12 protein-coding genes are annotated in these 14,724 nt (G+C 36.9%); 5 read left to right on the top strand and 7 right to left on the bottom strand.

Going from position 1 to position 14,724, the window contains the following annotated elements; translation table 11 throughout:
- Window positions 1-3 precede the first annotated feature (3 nt).
- The 6 genes from CXF71_RS12225 to CXF71_RS12200 all read right to left on the bottom strand — a co-directional run bounded on the left by CXF71_RS12225 (window position 4) and on the right by CXF71_RS12200 (window position 7,357).
- Complete coding sequence (locus tag CXF71_RS12225; protein ID WP_157826753.1) at window positions 4-1,113, bottom strand: TIGR03088 family PEP-CTERM/XrtA system glycosyltransferase; 1,110 nt, start codon at window positions 1,111-1,113, stop codon at window positions 4-6.
- Window positions 1,106-2,566, bottom strand: coding sequence for an exosortase A (gene xrtA, locus CXF71_RS12220; RefSeq protein ID WP_198559880.1), 1,461 nt, complete (start codon window positions 2,564-2,566; stop codon window positions 1,106-1,108). The genes CXF71_RS12225 and xrtA overlap by 8 nt, the downstream gene beginning before the upstream one ends.
- Complete coding sequence (locus tag CXF71_RS12215) at window positions 2,563-3,795, bottom strand: TIGR03087 family PEP-CTERM/XrtA system glycosyltransferase (protein WP_101233379.1); 1,233 nt, start codon at window positions 3,793-3,795, stop codon at window positions 2,563-2,565. Before CXF71_RS12215 ends, xrtA begins: the two co-directional genes overlap by 4 nt.
- A gap of 139 nt (window positions 3,796-3,934) precedes the next feature.
- Window positions 3,935-5,014: a FemAB family XrtA/PEP-CTERM system-associated protein gene (locus CXF71_RS12210; protein ID WP_232771459.1), complete on the bottom strand. Its 1,080-nt coding sequence runs from the start codon at window positions 5,012-5,014 to the stop codon at window positions 3,935-3,937.
- A gap of 76 nt (window positions 5,015-5,090) precedes the next feature.
- Window positions 5,091-5,948: an XrtA system polysaccharide deacetylase gene (locus tag CXF71_RS12205; RefSeq protein ID WP_101233230.1), complete on the bottom strand. Its 858-nt coding sequence runs from the start codon at window positions 5,946-5,948 to the stop codon at window positions 5,091-5,093.
- Between the two features lie 5 nt (window positions 5,949-5,953).
- A complete protein-coding gene (locus CXF71_RS12200; protein WP_101233229.1) occupies window positions 5,954-7,357 on the bottom strand; it encodes a TIGR03013 family XrtA/PEP-CTERM system glycosyltransferase in 1,404 nt (467 codons plus the stop codon).
- A gap of 200 nt (window positions 7,358-7,557) precedes the next feature.
- Between CXF71_RS12200 and CXF71_RS12195 the strand changes: the two genes are divergently transcribed.
- The 5 genes from CXF71_RS12195 to CXF71_RS12175 are packed head-to-tail and all read left to right on the top strand — an operon-like array spanning window position 7,558 to window position 13,331.
- The gene (locus tag CXF71_RS12195; protein WP_101233228.1) at window positions 7,558-8,193 is read left to right on the top strand and encodes an XrtA/PEP-CTERM system exopolysaccharide export protein; all 636 of its coding nucleotides are present in this window, start codon (window positions 7,558-7,560) and stop codon (window positions 8,191-8,193) included.
- 52 nt (window positions 8,194-8,245) lie between these two features.
- Window positions 8,246-9,832: an XrtA system polysaccharide chain length determinant gene (locus CXF71_RS12190; RefSeq protein WP_101233227.1), complete on the top strand. Its 1,587-nt coding sequence runs from the start codon at window positions 8,246-8,248 to the stop codon at window positions 9,830-9,832.
- A 2-nt stretch (window positions 9,833-9,834) separates the two neighbouring features.
- Window positions 9,835-10,731 carry an XrtA-associated tyrosine autokinase gene (locus tag CXF71_RS12185; protein WP_101233226.1) on the top strand — a complete coding sequence of 299 codons (897 nt, stop codon included), beginning with the start codon at window positions 9,835-9,837 and terminating at the stop codon, window positions 10,729-10,731.
- Complete coding sequence (locus CXF71_RS12180; protein ID WP_101233225.1) at window positions 10,691-12,289, top strand: TIGR03016 family PEP-CTERM system-associated outer membrane protein; 1,599 nt, start codon at window positions 10,691-10,693, stop codon at window positions 12,287-12,289. The genes CXF71_RS12185 and CXF71_RS12180 overlap by 41 nt, the downstream gene beginning before the upstream one ends.
- A gap of 1 nt (window position 12,290) precedes the next feature.
- Window positions 12,291-13,331, top strand: coding sequence for an XrtA/PEP-CTERM system-associated ATPase (locus CXF71_RS12175; protein WP_101233224.1), 1,041 nt, complete (start codon window positions 12,291-12,293; stop codon window positions 13,329-13,331).
- A gap of 33 nt (window positions 13,332-13,364) precedes the next feature.
- Here CXF71_RS12175 and prsR read toward each other — a convergent pair whose 3' ends face one another.
- A complete protein-coding gene (gene prsR, locus CXF71_RS12170; RefSeq protein WP_101233223.1) occupies window positions 13,365-14,714 on the bottom strand; it encodes a PEP-CTERM-box response regulator transcription factor in 1,350 nt (449 codons plus the stop codon).
- Window positions 14,715-14,724 lie beyond the last annotated feature (10 nt).

The following is a 14,724-nucleotide window of genomic DNA, read 5'->3' as shown; positions in this document are numbered from 1 at the left end:
TTATTATCCTTTAATTAGTGCTTTATATTGCTCTAAGTAAGCTTGCACCATGTGTTTTTCATTAAATTGTTTCAATACTTTCGCTCGTGCATTTTCACCATGCTCGAGAATAAGTTCGGGGTGATTGATATAGTTAAGTAACCCCTGCGCTAAAGCTTCAGCATTGCTTTTATCAACTAAAAAACCTTCTTTAGCCTCTTCAACAACTTCGGGAATGCCACCAACTCGTGTTGCAACTATCGGGGTTTTTGCCGACATAGCTTCCAAAATAGTCATGGGAATACCTTCGGCAATAGAAGATAAAACAAAAACATCTGTTTGCGATAATATTTGCTCTATATCATCACGTGCTCCAAGAAAAGAGACCGTATCTAACCCACTAATTTTACAGTATTGTTCGAGTTGAGCGCGTTGCTCACCTTCTCCAACAATGGCAAGCTGAGGTAATTTATCTGCAGGTAATTGTTTTTTTAATAAGGTAAATGCTGACAATAAATTTTGGTGGTCTTTTACAGGGCTAATACGAGCAACAATAGTAAAGCGTAATTGCTTACTTAGTGTTTTTGGCACATTAAAAAGTTCAGTATTAATACCATTTTGAATCAATAAAGCCTTTTTTTCTGGTATCCCAACGGTATTTATCAACCATTGGTGTAAGTCTTCACTAACACTGACATATCGATGAATAAAGCTAGCCATCAGTTTTCGTAAAATATTATGCTTTTTATTTAATCCTGCAGGGTCACCAATATCACGCCCATGCTCCGCATGAATATGACCTTTAACACCTGCTAACCAAGAGATTGGGTGATACTCAATGGTTGGCAGGTTATAAGTATGCAATATCGCTGGTTTTATTTTTCTTAAAAGCTTAAAGAGTTTAAAGTGAACACCAAGATCACTTCCTTCTTTTTTTCCTAAACAATACACTTTAATTTGATTTTTTTCTGATTGTGAGAAGTTATTAGCATCCGTTAACGAGACAATAACATGCTCAAAATTTTCATCTTGCATCTGGTTAATGCAGTTCAACATCACTCTCTCTAAGCCGCCAATATCTAGACGGTAGATCAAGTGTACAATTACAGGTACCTTACGAACTAAGCTACTCAACGGTACTATTCCCTTTCAATACAGGCTGAAATGAAACAGCAGGGAAGTCAATACTTTTAAAACTATCTAACAACCTCTGTTCAGCTAAATCAAAATCAATCAGCTCAACTATAGAAACCGCTCGAATTTCGCTGAAGTCAGACTGCCGCGTTAAACTATTCCATGCTTGCATTAGTTTAGTTTTATTTTCATTAACCGCATAAAAGTCACCTACCTTGTACTGATATAAGTAACTTCTCGGCTGTCCGTTTATACTACGTAAATGCACCAACATCGCTGATTGACCATCTATAGATAAAGTTTTTGTGCTTACGACTGTCCATTTATCATGATCATGGGTTACATTTTCCCAAGAAATCATTTCACCTTGAGTCTGTTTATTTGCATAAACTGCTCTAAAGCGCTCTACGCCAGATTCATTAATACTTTGAGTTTTATCCAAAGCATTAGCAAAGTTGATTCCCCATGAGGAATCACTAACCTCAGTATTATTTAACTGTTTTTTACTGACATCAACAGATGGAATTAAATGCGCCAAGTAAAAGCTTATAAACAACAATGGTAAACTGATAGATGGTACTAGATAGTTAAATTGACTTTTAGGTGAAGAAGCATTTAACTTTTCATTATCAGCAACAGGTTCTTGATCTGCAAAAAAACCACCTATCCAGAACATCAGCATGATTATCAGACCAAAGAACAACCAACCATAAATAAGATGATCAGCACCTGTGGCGTATTCCATATCTGAATAATAGGCAATCGCCACTATGCCATAAGCACGAATACCATTGGCTAATATAGGTAAGGTTAAGGCAAAAACAAAAAAGATAATTTGCTTATGTATTTTTTGATAAGTTAAGTGCCCGTATAAGGCACCTACCGCTGCAGAAGCAATTAAGTAACGAATACCTGAGCAGGCAACAGCAACTTCAAACATACCAGTGGGTATTTGAATATATAAACCATCAACATAAACAGGAATACCATTTATTTTTAGGAAGAACACAGTAAACCATGCGGTGACGTCTTGTAGCCAAGGAATTAGGTTTTCCCCCATTGGCACAGCAAATAATAAATAGGCTAATGGAAACTTATAACGCCACGCCAGCTTATTACCAATTAACAGCCATAACAAAAAGATAAGTGAGGTAACTGCTGACAGTTGACCTAAAACATTAATATCGGCCGCATAAGCAAATAAACCAACAAATAATGAACCGGCTAATAAAGGTAAAGCCAACCAGCTCGGTTGCACAGTACTGGCTATTAAATTAGCTTTATCTCGCCATAACAGCCATAAACTAATCGGTAAAATAAAGTAACCGTGGGCAAACGTATCAGACCTTGACCATATTGCTTCCATAGCAACTAAAGCATCTTGATAAACAAGTGCCCAAGCAAAAATGAGTAATGAAAACATCGCCAAAAAGCGATTATCTGTTATTTTCATGAATGGCCTTCCTTTGGAGAAAAGTAATTCCCTAGTGGCTGTAAGGTTTGCTGCCAAGTAAAATGATCTAAAATCCATTGCCTGTTAGATAATGCTTCGGGTGGTTTTTCGAAAAAAGATAAACATGCCTGCGCGTAAATATTTTTATCATCGGTAATGACCACACCATCCGATTGTTGTGCATTAATGCCTTCCATCGCCATCGTAGTTACAACAATCGCTTTATTGAGCGACATAGCTTCGAGTACTTTATTTTGAATACCTCGTGCTATTTGCAAGGGTGCGACAACACATTGAGCTTTCTCTATGAAAGGTCTGACATCGTGCACTCGCCCAGTGACGACAATGCTTTTATTATTTTTAACTAAAGCCTTAACGTCACTACTAGGGCTACCGCCCACAATACAAAAAATGGCATCGGGTTGTTTCGCTAATATTAACGGCCAAACATGCTCTACGAACCACAATACCGCATCAACATTTGCCCAATAATCCATCGCCCCGGTAAAACTGATAAACGGTACGTCAGGGACTAAGCTTTCCTCAGAAAAACTGGCTTCTGGATTAAAAAAATCTACATCTACGCCATTGAGTAAACCGTGCACTTTACCCTGCTGCTCTTGTGGTTGCTTATCACGAAAGAGTTGAGCTTCATCGGGAGAAACAAAAAGACTATGAGTAAACTCGCCACAAATTTTATTCTCTTCAAGAGCTAAAAGCTTATATTCTCGATTAAAGAACCATTTAGCAATGCCACTTTTTTTCAATGCATATTGACGCCATTTGTCAGAATCTACATCAACAAAGTCAATGACTCGTTCTAATGATTGGTATTCATCACCTTGAACGTATTGCGCCATAGATGAAGAATAAACAAACACTTTAGATATATTGTGCTGAGCAATAGTACGGCTTGTCCACTGCTGCATACGTTTATCAAAATAATAAGGTAGCGTGATCGGCTTGTTCGTTAAAAAGCCAGTCAGCCCTTTTATCTTGGCAATGGTTTTATGCTGATCTAAATGAAAAATAGAGGCGCTGTATTTATCTAAGCCAGAAACATATTGTTTATCAAATGGATCATCGATAAAACAACCTAAGTGAACATCATATTGCTCACTTAGCTTTTTTAATATATTAAAAGAGCGAATTTTATCGCCTTTGTTTGGCGGAAACGGAATGCGATGACACAAGAACAACAACGGTTCTTTGAGGGAAGTATTAGTCATTAGTAACCGCCCTTACAAAAAGAAACTGGATTCCCGATCAGATATTTCGGGAATGACGTTAAACAGTACTTCGCCACTATTGTCATGTCATGTTTTAGCTTTGCTGAATAGTGGAAATTTAGAGACTTACGCATCACAATCAACCTAAAAACTTAGATAAAAATGGTCCAACGATTTGGCTCACTTTTAACGGTAGTTTTTGCCACAATTCAATGAATAGCTTGTACTTTGGGTTGTTTGGACTGAGATTAGGTAATTCAGTCGCATTGACTAAGTGGTAATAATAATAAAGTGACTTAGGCTCCATGCCCCAGTTCTTCTTATATTTATAAGGGCCGCTATCATTTTTACTGCGACCGAAATCATACCAACGATAGCCTTTTTCACTGGCACTACACATCACTTGATAATACATGTAATCAGCACTTTTAAGACAACGAGCGCTGTCGTTACCACCACCATAATAAGGTATTACTTGTTCATTAAAATAAAAATTCATTACCGCGCTAGACAGTTGATTATTCTTATTTTTAATGACCGCTATATCAGTACTATCGCCAAAAACATCCAGTAAATTTTCAAAATAGGTTTTACTAAAAATTGGCGTACCTAAATTTCGATAACTTGTTGACAGTAAGTGGTAAAAATCTTGTAAGTTCTTTTTACCTGATTCAAGTGAAAAACTAAGCTCATTCTTAAAGGAATGACGAATTACAGCACGTTGTTTCTTCTTAATGGACGCTAAAACTTGCTCATTATCTTCCGCTAAGTCACAACCAAAAGTACTGTGTGCTTGTTTGAGAAGTAACCTTGTGTCTTGCTTTTCTTGATAACGAAGCTCTAAGTAGTCAACAGATAGTTTTTCTGCTAACAAACAAGCTTCTTGTTCTAATTGACGAACTAGGTCTGGAGAGTCAGCAATAGCGCCGCCATAAACACAAAACGGCGTTGAGATAAGTGCATGACCAAATAATTTACTTTTAACTTCTACTAAAGGTAATACGCCAGCAATATTACCTTCAAGCTCTATATACAAAAAATAGCAATCATGGTTAAAACTTTTGGATATCACCTGCTGCCAGCCACTTAAGTGGAAAAAGCTACCCTGCTGATGACTTTTAACATAGTGATCCCATTGTTCAAATGTCGATGGCGTTAGCTGTTTAATTGTATTAGAAGTTGTTTTAGAACTTATATTAGTATTATAAATAGTATTCAAGTGTCCATTCTCTTTATATTTAGCTTATATGGTGAGTTCACCACTCATCATTGCAATATATCCATTTAATGCTTATCTACTTATTCAAATAAACACTCTTCATCGTGTCCCATTGATAATCTTCTAACAAGCGCACTACTTTACCTTCCATGCGGGATAAGTTTAAGTAATGGCGCAGCCTAGACTTTACTGAAGCACCAGCAACACGGGGTTGCTCAGGGTCAATTTCCCATGGGTGAAAATAAAAACTATAAGGTTGCTTCTCGGTATTCAAGTAATTATCAATACGTCTTTTAGACAGCCAATAAGGGTAAAGGCGAAAATAACCACCACCACCTATGCCGGTGTTAACTTCATTTTTACGCACTGTCGGTACTGGTATTTCAATGATGCCTTCATCTCTTTGATATTTAAAACGTGGCCAGTTAGGCACACCGTATAAATCATGTTCAATAGGATAAGTACTAGAACTGTATTCAAACCCTAGCTCTGTTAATATTTCATAGACCCAGGTATTACTGTCATTAAACGAAAAACTTGGTGCTCGATAACCAATTATTGCTTGTCCCGCAGCATCTTCAAGTACTTGTTTGCTTTTACTAACATCAGAACGAAACTGCTCCGGCGTCATTATCGTCGCACGTTGGTGGGAAAAACCATGACTCGCTAATTCGTGCCCCTGTTCAACAATGGCTTTGATTAAATTAGGGCAACGTTCGGCTACCCAACCTAAAGTAAAAAAGGTGCATTTGGCTTGTTTTTGTTCAAACAACTCTAATAATCGATAGGTGTTTTTTTCAACCCTCAATTCAAGGTTATTCCAATCCGTTTTATCAATCGCCTTTTCAAATGCGGAAACATGAAAGTAATCTTCAACATCTACCGTTAGTGCCTGTTTTTCAGGTATCGGGCTTACTTTATCTACAACTTGCATTTTAATTAACGCCCTTTACCAAACAAGACAATTTCAACCGTTCGAATCAATATCAATAAATCTAATAGAAAACTACGATGCTTAATATAATACAAATCATATTTCAGCTTTTCTAACGAATCAGCTTCCGTTGCACCATAAGGATATTTTAATTGTGCCCAACCCGTTAAACCCGGCTTAACATTATGACGTTCGTTATAGTAAGGAAGGTTTTTGATAAGGCTTTGCACAAACTGTGGACGTTCAGGTCTTGGACCAACAAAGCCCATATCGCCATGCAATACATTCCAAATTTGTGGCAGTTCATCAATACGGTATTTACGTAAATACAGGCCGATTTTTGTAATACGACTATCATTTTCACTCGCCATCTGGGCACCGTGTTTCTCGGCATCTAAACGCATACTACGAAATTTAATAATATTAAACGGTTCACCATCTAAACCAACACGTTCTTGCTTATAAAAAATGGGTGCATTAAAACCTTCAGTAATTTTCATACACAACACAGTAATAAGCATTACAGGCCAAGTAATAAGCAATAAAAACACTGCCATTACCGCATTGAAAATCCAATCGAGGGTATTGCGTAAATGATTGTTGGAAGCAAAACCATTAGAATAAATCACCCAACTTGGGTAAATAAGGTTGACTGCAATTTGTCCCGTTTCACGCTCTATAAAATCCAATATATCTATAATTTCTATGCCGCGGATTTTACATGCGAACAGCTCATCTACTGGTAAGTTATTTCTGCGTTCGTCATTGGCGACAACTATCTCGTCAATATTATGGGCTAAGGTATACTCCACTAATGATTCATCTAGACTGATACGTGTTTCGCGTTGAATCCCTTCCGGTGCATCACCTTCCATAATAACAAAACCATGAACAGTAAAGTCTTGTCTATCGACATCACGTCGCATACGCCTTTCTATAATTGCTGCTCGTTGACCCGATCCTAAGACCAAAATATTACGTTTACCAAAACCAAAGAAATCTATTTTAAACGTAAAATAACGAAATGAACTCACCAGAAAAACACTGAGAGATGAGGCTATAGCCAATAACTCTATTGGTAAAAGATAAGATCCATAAAGAGGATTGATGATCGTTGTCGCGCAAAAGGCAACAGAAACACACATTAGCATGCGTCTGAATATACCTCGAAAACTTTCTCTCAGTTTTGAATTATATAAGCCTAGCGCTAACGCACTTAACTGGTTAAGTAATGCAAAAATAACGGCGTAAATAAATAAGAAGCCATTCGGCACCACCTGGAATTCTATAAGTTGATATATTCCGTTCAAGTGAACAGCTAATAATAACGCGCCAGCAAATAAAATTTGCTCTATAACGATTAAAGATTTAGTACCCGCTGATAAATCACGAAATTTCGAACTAGACATGGCCGACTAGATTCCCTTTAATTAATAGTTGCTAAATAGCAGCTATCCACCGACAAAAAACAGCGCTGATTCTAACAAAAAACACACTAAAGTTAACGTTTAATTTACACTTGTTAATTTAGATTGTTAAAAGAAGACAAAATATCATACAATTATGCTGATTTTTCAAATTAAATTGTATTCAATAAAAGGTGTAAATTATGGATAATCGCTTTGCCAACAACTTAAAAGTTGGGTTGCTCTTATTAGCAACTATTCTTTCCGGCTGTAGCTCAAACAATACATTGCCTAGCGCAACTTTACATCCCTCTAATACTGCCAATATAAACGCCTATAAATATTTAATCGGCTCGGGTGATGTGCTTAATATTTTTGTTTGGCGTAACCCTGAAGTTTCCGGCTCATTTGTAGTACGTCCAGATGGCATGATTACCACCTCTTTAGTAGAAGATATTAAGGTCAGCGGTAAAACACCCACTGAATTAGCTCGTTCAATTGAAGAAATATTAGCTACGTATTTACGAGACCCTATTGTTACCGTCACCGTAGAAAATTTTGTCGGTCCCTTTAGTGAACAAGTGCGAGTTATTGGTGAAGCGGCACAACCACGAGCGATTAATTACACCCAACACATGACGTTACTCGATGTTATGATTCAAGTAGGTGGTTTAACCGAATTTGCCGATGGTAATGATGCGGTATTAATACGCATTGAAGAAGGTAAACAAAAACAATATCAAGTAATGATAGATCAGCTACTGAAAGATGGTGAGATCAGTGCCAATGTTGATATGTTACCAGGCGATATCATCATCATTCCAGAGGCATGGTTTTAAAGTCCATTATCACTAAAGGCATATAAATTTAGCGCACAATTAAAGGGTAGTAATGCAAGACATATTTGAAGAGATAATTGATTATCTAAAAGGAATTTGGTTAAAACGTCGTTATATCATCATAGCAACTTGGCTTATTTGCCCTATTGGCTGGTATTTTGTTGCGGCTATGCCCAATGTGTATGAGTCAGAAGCAAGAGTATATGTAGATACCCAATCATTATTACGCCCTTTATTAAAAGGTTTAACGGTTGAAACTAATCCGGATACACAAATTCGTTTAATGGTAAAAACACTATTAAGTCGTCCAAATTTAGAGCGTATATCGCGTATGACCGATTTGGATGTACAGGCTAGCAATAGTGAAGAATATGAAAAAATAATCAGAAGTCTTAAAAATAACATAAAAATCTCTGGTGTTGGTCGAGAGAACATTTACACCCTAAGAATTGTAGATGAAGATCCTGAAATGGCCAAAAATATTGTCCGTTCAGCGCTTACCGTTTTTATTGAAAATACCTTAGGTGAAAGTCGCAGTGACTCAGATAGCGCACAAAAATTTTTAAATACTCAAATTAAAGAGTATGAAAACCGTCTTTCAAATGCAGAATCGAGATTAACCAGTTTCAAACAGAAATATAGTGGTATTTTACCTGGGCAAACAGGTGGCTATTATGTAAAGCTTAATGGTGCTAGAGAAACATTAAAAGCTATTGAATTAGATATTTTAGAGAATGAAACCCGTTTAAACTCCGCTAATAAGCAACTTGTTCAGTCTGTTGCTGCTGATACTAGTGGTGATAACAAAATAAAAAGCGAAAGTTCAATACAGACTACTTATGATGACCGTATAAATGAATTAGAAGTTCAGCTAGATACTTTAAAACTTCGTTATACCGATAGGCATCCAGATGTCATCGAAATAAGTCGAAATTTAGAACATTTAAATAAACTACGTAGCACTGAAATTGAAAAGTACCTGGCACAAAATAGTGAGAACACTGGTAGTCTAAAACGTTTAAGCGCTAATCCTGTAATTCAAGAAGTGCAAATTCAAGTTAATAAACTTGAAAATTTAATTGCCTCTCTCAATGTTAGGGCTGAAGATTACCGCCAGCGTATAATCGTACTTGAAAACAGAGTACATACCTTACCAGAAATAGAAGCAGAACTAGTTGCACTAAACCGCGGATATGGTATCACTAAATCTAAATACGAACAGTTGTTATCACGTAATGAAACCGCACAACTCGCTCAACAAGCCGATGAAACCACTGATAAAATTCAATTTCGTGTTATCGATCCGCCACGTAAAGCAACTAAGCCTTCAGGGCCAAAGCGCTTTATTTTATTTGGTGTAGTGACTATTTTAGGCTTTGGTGTTGGCATTGGTTTATCTCTATTAATGAGTCAATTAAATCCTGTAGCAACCTCTACCGCTCAATTATCTAAAATAACTGGCGTTCCTATTTTTGGTGTTATATCCGCTAATGAAAACTTAGGTCTGCATAAATGGCACCAGAAGAAAACCTTCATTTTTATAGGTTCAAACGTACTATTACTCTGCTTATTAGTGTTATTTATGAGCTTTTTTTTATTTCCTGACCTTATTCAAGCACCATTACAAAGGATTTTTTAGCCATGAGTACTATTGAAAAAGCCTTGGCTAAACAAAAATTAGCTCAGCAAGATAAACTCGCTCGAACCACAGAGGAAAGCGCTGTAGTTGAGAGTAATATTGATGAAAAAAACCGCTCTTCAGTACAAGTCGTAACAGAACAAGAAAACAGCAGTAATAAAGATAAAATTATATTAGATGGTGATAGGTTAAATGCACGTGGCTTTATTTATCGCTCTGATAGCGCTCATCATATTCAAGAAGAGTTTCGGCATATTAAACGCAAGTTACTAAACAACGCTTTTGGTTTAGCATCAAAGACATTACATAACAGTAATTTAATTATGGTGACCAGTTCTCACGCTAATGAAGGGAAAACTTATGTGGCCATTAATTTAGCCTTAAGTATCGCCCTAGAACAGGATAAAACAGTACTGCTCATTGATGCTGATGTATTAAGGCCAAGTTTGCATAGAGAATTAGAGTTTGAGAGTAAAAAGGGCTTACTTGAATATCTACTTGCTGAAGTGACCTCCCTGTCTGATATAATTTACAGTACTAATATTGATAACCTAAAGCTCGTTCCTGCGGGGAAACCTCATCATTTGACCAATGAACTATTGGCCAGTGAACGCATGGAGAACTTAGCGAAGGAACTCGCCGAGCGCTATCCAGATAGAATAGTTATTTTTGATTGCCCGCCAATACTTGGTGTAACAGAGACCCCTGTGTTATCTGACCTTGTTGGCCAAGCACTCGTTGTAGTTGAAGAGTCAAAAACTAAAACAGATGATGTAAAAACAGCCGTGAGCCAATTAAATAGCGATATTGCATTAGGCTTAGTGATGAATAAAACCATTAGATCAAAAAAGGATGTTTATGGTTATTATGGATATGGCTATGGCAGAAAAAACCAGTAAAGCTCAACTAAACTTACGAATTTCAGCGATCGCTGGCTTATTGTTATCAGCCAGCGCTTTAGCAGGTGAATGGCAATTTGATCCCAGTTTAGGACTTACCGAGACATATACTGATAATATCGAATTGAATCAATTTGATAAGAAATCTAGTCTAGTGAGTCAGTTCATTATTGGTGCCAATGCTAGTTTTAGTTCGAAAAAATTACAGTTTTCTTTTGCAGGTACCGAAACACTGGCCGGTTATAGCCATGATAGTAAACTTAATGATGACTATCAGACTTTATTAGCTAATGCCTCATACTCACTTTGGCAAGATAAGCTGAAAATTATTGCCAGCTCATCAATAACTAACGTGAGTAAAAATGATGCCGGCAATAGTTTAGCTGATTTAATTACAGCTGATACCGTTCAGCAACGAAACTATTCTACTGGCCTGCAATATAACAGTGCAAACAGCGACTACTATCTTTCTTCGTCTCTAATTGCTAGCCTAGTCGATACTGAAGATAATATTGGTGAAAGTAATGGCTACACAGCACTAATCAATAGTAAGAATGGTAATGCTGCTCGTTATGTTTTTTGGCAAATAGATGGATCTTTTGCTAATCAAGAAAATAATCAGTTTACTAGTGAAAATTACCAATTAGAAACAAAATTAGGTGTTATAACACCTTATAAGCTAAATCCTTTTATTCGTTTATACAATGAAAGAGTCACAGGTACTGCTGCAGGAAGTAACCCTGATGCCATTCCATCTTGGGGTCCAGGATTAAGCTTCCAAGCAGCAAAACATTTTATTATCGATTTATCATACAACTATGTTCGAGATAATACCGAAGCGAGTGATGACTACATAGCAGCGAGTGTAGATTGGCAACCCTCGGCACGTACATCACTAAAAGCGGGATACTCTAAACGATTTTTTGGTGATTCTTATGAGTTAGATTTTTCTCACCGTAATCGACGCCTAACGAATACTATTTCTTACCATGAAACTATTGAAGTATTTGATCGTAATAATTATCAAGAAATAAATGGGGTGATTTGGTGTCCTAATAGTGCCACTGGTGTTGATGAGTGTTTGCCTTTAGGCGAAAACCCTGATGACTTTTCAGAATATACCAGCGTACCTGTTACTTCACTTGAGTTAGCCGAAGATAATGAATTTTCACTAAACAAACGTTTAGCATGGCAATCTCAATTAGCCTTAGCACGTACCACTTTTACTCTCGATCTATCTAACCGTGAACGAGAAAGTTTAAGTACTGGTGTCATTGATGATTATCTTAAAGCACGTGTTAGTGTCAATCGCCGTATGAGTGCGAGAAGTGATGTCACTGTTTATGTTGATTACAGTAAAAATGTTATTGATAAAGATAAACCTGATGGTCCTAGGCAAGAAGATACCTATAAAACACTCTCCGCGACTTACAATAGAAGCCTAGCATCATCGCTCAATGCCTTTTTAACGCTGCAATACCTTGATAGAGAATCAAATTTTGAGCGCTACACCTATAACGAAGCCCGTGCTTCCATTAATATAACAAAAGATTTTTAACATGTATGAAAGTTACTATGGTTTTAGTGAACGACCTTTTCAGTTAAGCCCTGACCCACGTTTTTTCTTTGCGACCAGCCACCATCAACGTGCTTTATCTTATTTACAGTACGGATTAGATCAAGGCGAAGGCTTTATTGTTATTACTGGACCTATTGGCACAGGTAAAACGACCATAGCCCGTAATTTATTAGCTAATATTGCTGATGAAAACATAGTTGCCGCGCAACTGGTCACGACCAAATTAACACCTGATGAATTACTTGAACTTATTGTTGCTGAATTTAAAATAAAAGTATCTAGCAACAGTAAAGCTGATTTATTACAAAGCATAGAACAGTTTTTGATCAATCTTAATAAGCAGGGTAAACGTGCCTTATTATTGGTAGATGAAGCACAAAATCTACCGGCCGAGACGATAGAAGAGTTGCGTATGCTTTCTAATTTTCAGCTCGATAATAAACCACTTATTCAAAGCTTTTTATTAGGCCAAGAAGAGTTAAAAGCTATTATATCGGCTCCTGATATGGAGCAGTTTAGACAGCGTATTATTGCTTCAGCCCATTTAAAACCGCTTAATGTCGACGAAGTAAAAAATTATATTAATCATAGATTAGCGCAAGCCCATTGTAATAAAGAGACTTTATTTTCAGATGAAGCCTTCCAACTTATTTTTGAAAAAACCCTTGGTGTACCGAGAAAAATAAATATCTTTGTTGACCGTTTATTATTATTTGGTTTTCTAGAGGAGTTAAACAACATTGATTGTAATGCCATCAATGAAGTTGCTAAGGAAATGTCTGTAGAGCTTACCGGTTCATTGAGTGGTAATGCTATTGAAGGTGATAAAAGTCATCAACCTTTAGTTATCAACTCGACAGAAAATGTTGAAAACATGAAAAATGTCTTACGTGAAGTGGAAGAGATATTAGAAAGTTCAATTCAACAAAAAGTTAAAATGACACGCTACATTGATAAGCTTTTAAAGCAAAAAAATCGTGAGTTTGCAAAATTACAAAGTAAAAATGCTGATAGTGAGTAACTATCAGCATTCTTTGTTTAATGTCTTTTAGCGTTAAACATTAATTCCAATTTTATATTTTTCAATCAAAGAATAAAGCGTCGGTCTGGTGATACCTAGCAATTCTGACGTCTTCGACATATTTCCGTCCGTCAATGCATAAGCTTTTTGAATAGCTATTGTTTCAGCTTGCTCACGTACTGCACGTAAATTTAGCGACAACTCATACTCTGCATTTTCTTTATCAAAGAAACCTAAATCAAAAGCCGTTACTTGACTACTGGTACTCATAATAACTGACGATTTAACTTTATTCTGTAACTCTCGAATGTTGCCAGGCCACTTATGGTGTCGTAAACCGTATAAAGCATCATCCGCAAATGATTTAGCATTACGCTTATATTCAGCGGCGTACTGCTGTAAAAAGAAATTAGCTAAAATAAGCACGTCTTCATCACGATCACGTAATGGCGGTATATTTAAAGTGATTTCAGTAATACGATAAAAAAGATCTTCACGGAAGGATTTTTCCGCAACCATTTCTTCAAGATTTTGGTTGGTAGCACATATTACACGTACATCAACCGGTATCTCTTTTCTTCCGCCTAAGCGCTCTATTACTTTCTCTTGTAAAAATCGTAATAATTTTGCTTGTAAATGATAAGGCATATCACCTATTTCATCTAAAAATAGCGTGCCGCCTTGGGCACATTCTATTTTTCCTAATGTCGTTTTGTGAGCCCCAGTAAAAGCGCCCTTTTCAAAGCCAAATAACTCACTCTCTAATAAATTTTCAGGAATAGAGGCACAGTTAATGGCGACAAATGGTTTCGCGCTACGATCACTTACTTTATGAATAGCTTTAGCAGTGACCTCTTTACCTGTACCACTTTCACCCAAAAGTAGCGCGGTGATCTCAGTAGGAGCAATACGTTGTACCATCAGGCGAAGTCTATCAATACTTTCACTACTACCGATAATACCAGTATCACAGCCGACAATTGACTTCATACTGCGGTTATCTGTCTCTATCGTTGCTAAGGTAAAAGCACGAGAAACAATAACATTGATAACATCAGCATCTACGGGTTTTTGGTAAAAATCATATGCGCCCATTTCAATAGCTTTTAACGCATTAGTGCGGTCATCATTGCCAGTTATAACAATAACTTTAGTATGAGGGGCAATCTCTAATATTTGCTTTAATGCCGCTAAACCCTCACTAGCATTGGCAGCATCAGGCGGTAAGCCTAGATCTAAAGTAACAACCTTAGGTTCATGACGTCTCACTGCCGCAATAGCGCTCTCACGGGTATCCGCAAGTACGACTTCGTAGTCAGCCAAGCTCCATTTTAATTGTTTTTGTACACCAATATCATCATCAACAATCAGTAACTTTTCCATAGCTATGCTA

Source organism: Colwellia sp. 12G3, from assembly GCF_002836775.1.
GTDB lineage: Bacteria > Pseudomonadota > Gammaproteobacteria > Enterobacterales > Alteromonadaceae > Colwellia.
The sequence above is the reverse complement of the archived record's forward strand: the minus strand, read 5'-3'. Positions and strand labels throughout refer to the sequence as shown.

Bases quoted from the DNA above. Each gene is read 5' to 3' on its own strand.
- CXF71_RS12205 (WP_101233230.1), bottom strand. From the start codon at position 5,948: ATGCAAGTTGTAGATAAAGTAAGCCCGATACCTGAAAAACAGGCACTA.
- CXF71_RS12195 (WP_101233228.1), top strand. From the start codon at position 7,558: ATGGATAATCGCTTTGCCAACAACTTAAAAGTTGGGTTGCTCTTATTA.
- CXF71_RS12185 (WP_101233226.1), top strand. From the start codon at position 9,835: ATGAGTACTATTGAAAAAGCCTTGGCTAAACAAAAATTAGCTCAGCAA.
- xrtA (WP_198559880.1), bottom strand. From the start codon at position 2,566: ATGAAAATAACAGATAATCGCTTTTTGGCGATGTTTTCATTACTCATT.
- CXF71_RS12180 (WP_101233225.1), top strand. From the start codon at position 10,691: ATGGTTATTATGGATATGGCTATGGCAGAAAAAACCAGTAAAGCTCAA.
- CXF71_RS12175 (WP_101233224.1), top strand. From the start codon at position 12,291: ATGTATGAAAGTTACTATGGTTTTAGTGAACGACCTTTTCAGTTAAGC.
- CXF71_RS12190 (WP_101233227.1), top strand. From the start codon at position 8,246: ATGCAAGACATATTTGAAGAGATAATTGATTATCTAAAAGGAATTTGG.
- prsR (WP_101233223.1), bottom strand. From the start codon at position 14,714: ATGGAAAAGTTACTGATTGTTGATGATGATATTGGTGTACAAAAACAA.
- CXF71_RS12215 (WP_101233379.1), bottom strand. From the start codon at position 3,795: ATGACTAATACTTCCCTCAAAGAACCGTTGTTGTTCTTGTGTCATCGC.
- CXF71_RS12200 (WP_101233229.1), bottom strand. From the start codon at position 7,357: ATGTCTAGTTCGAAATTTCGTGATTTATCAGCGGGTACTAAATCTTTA.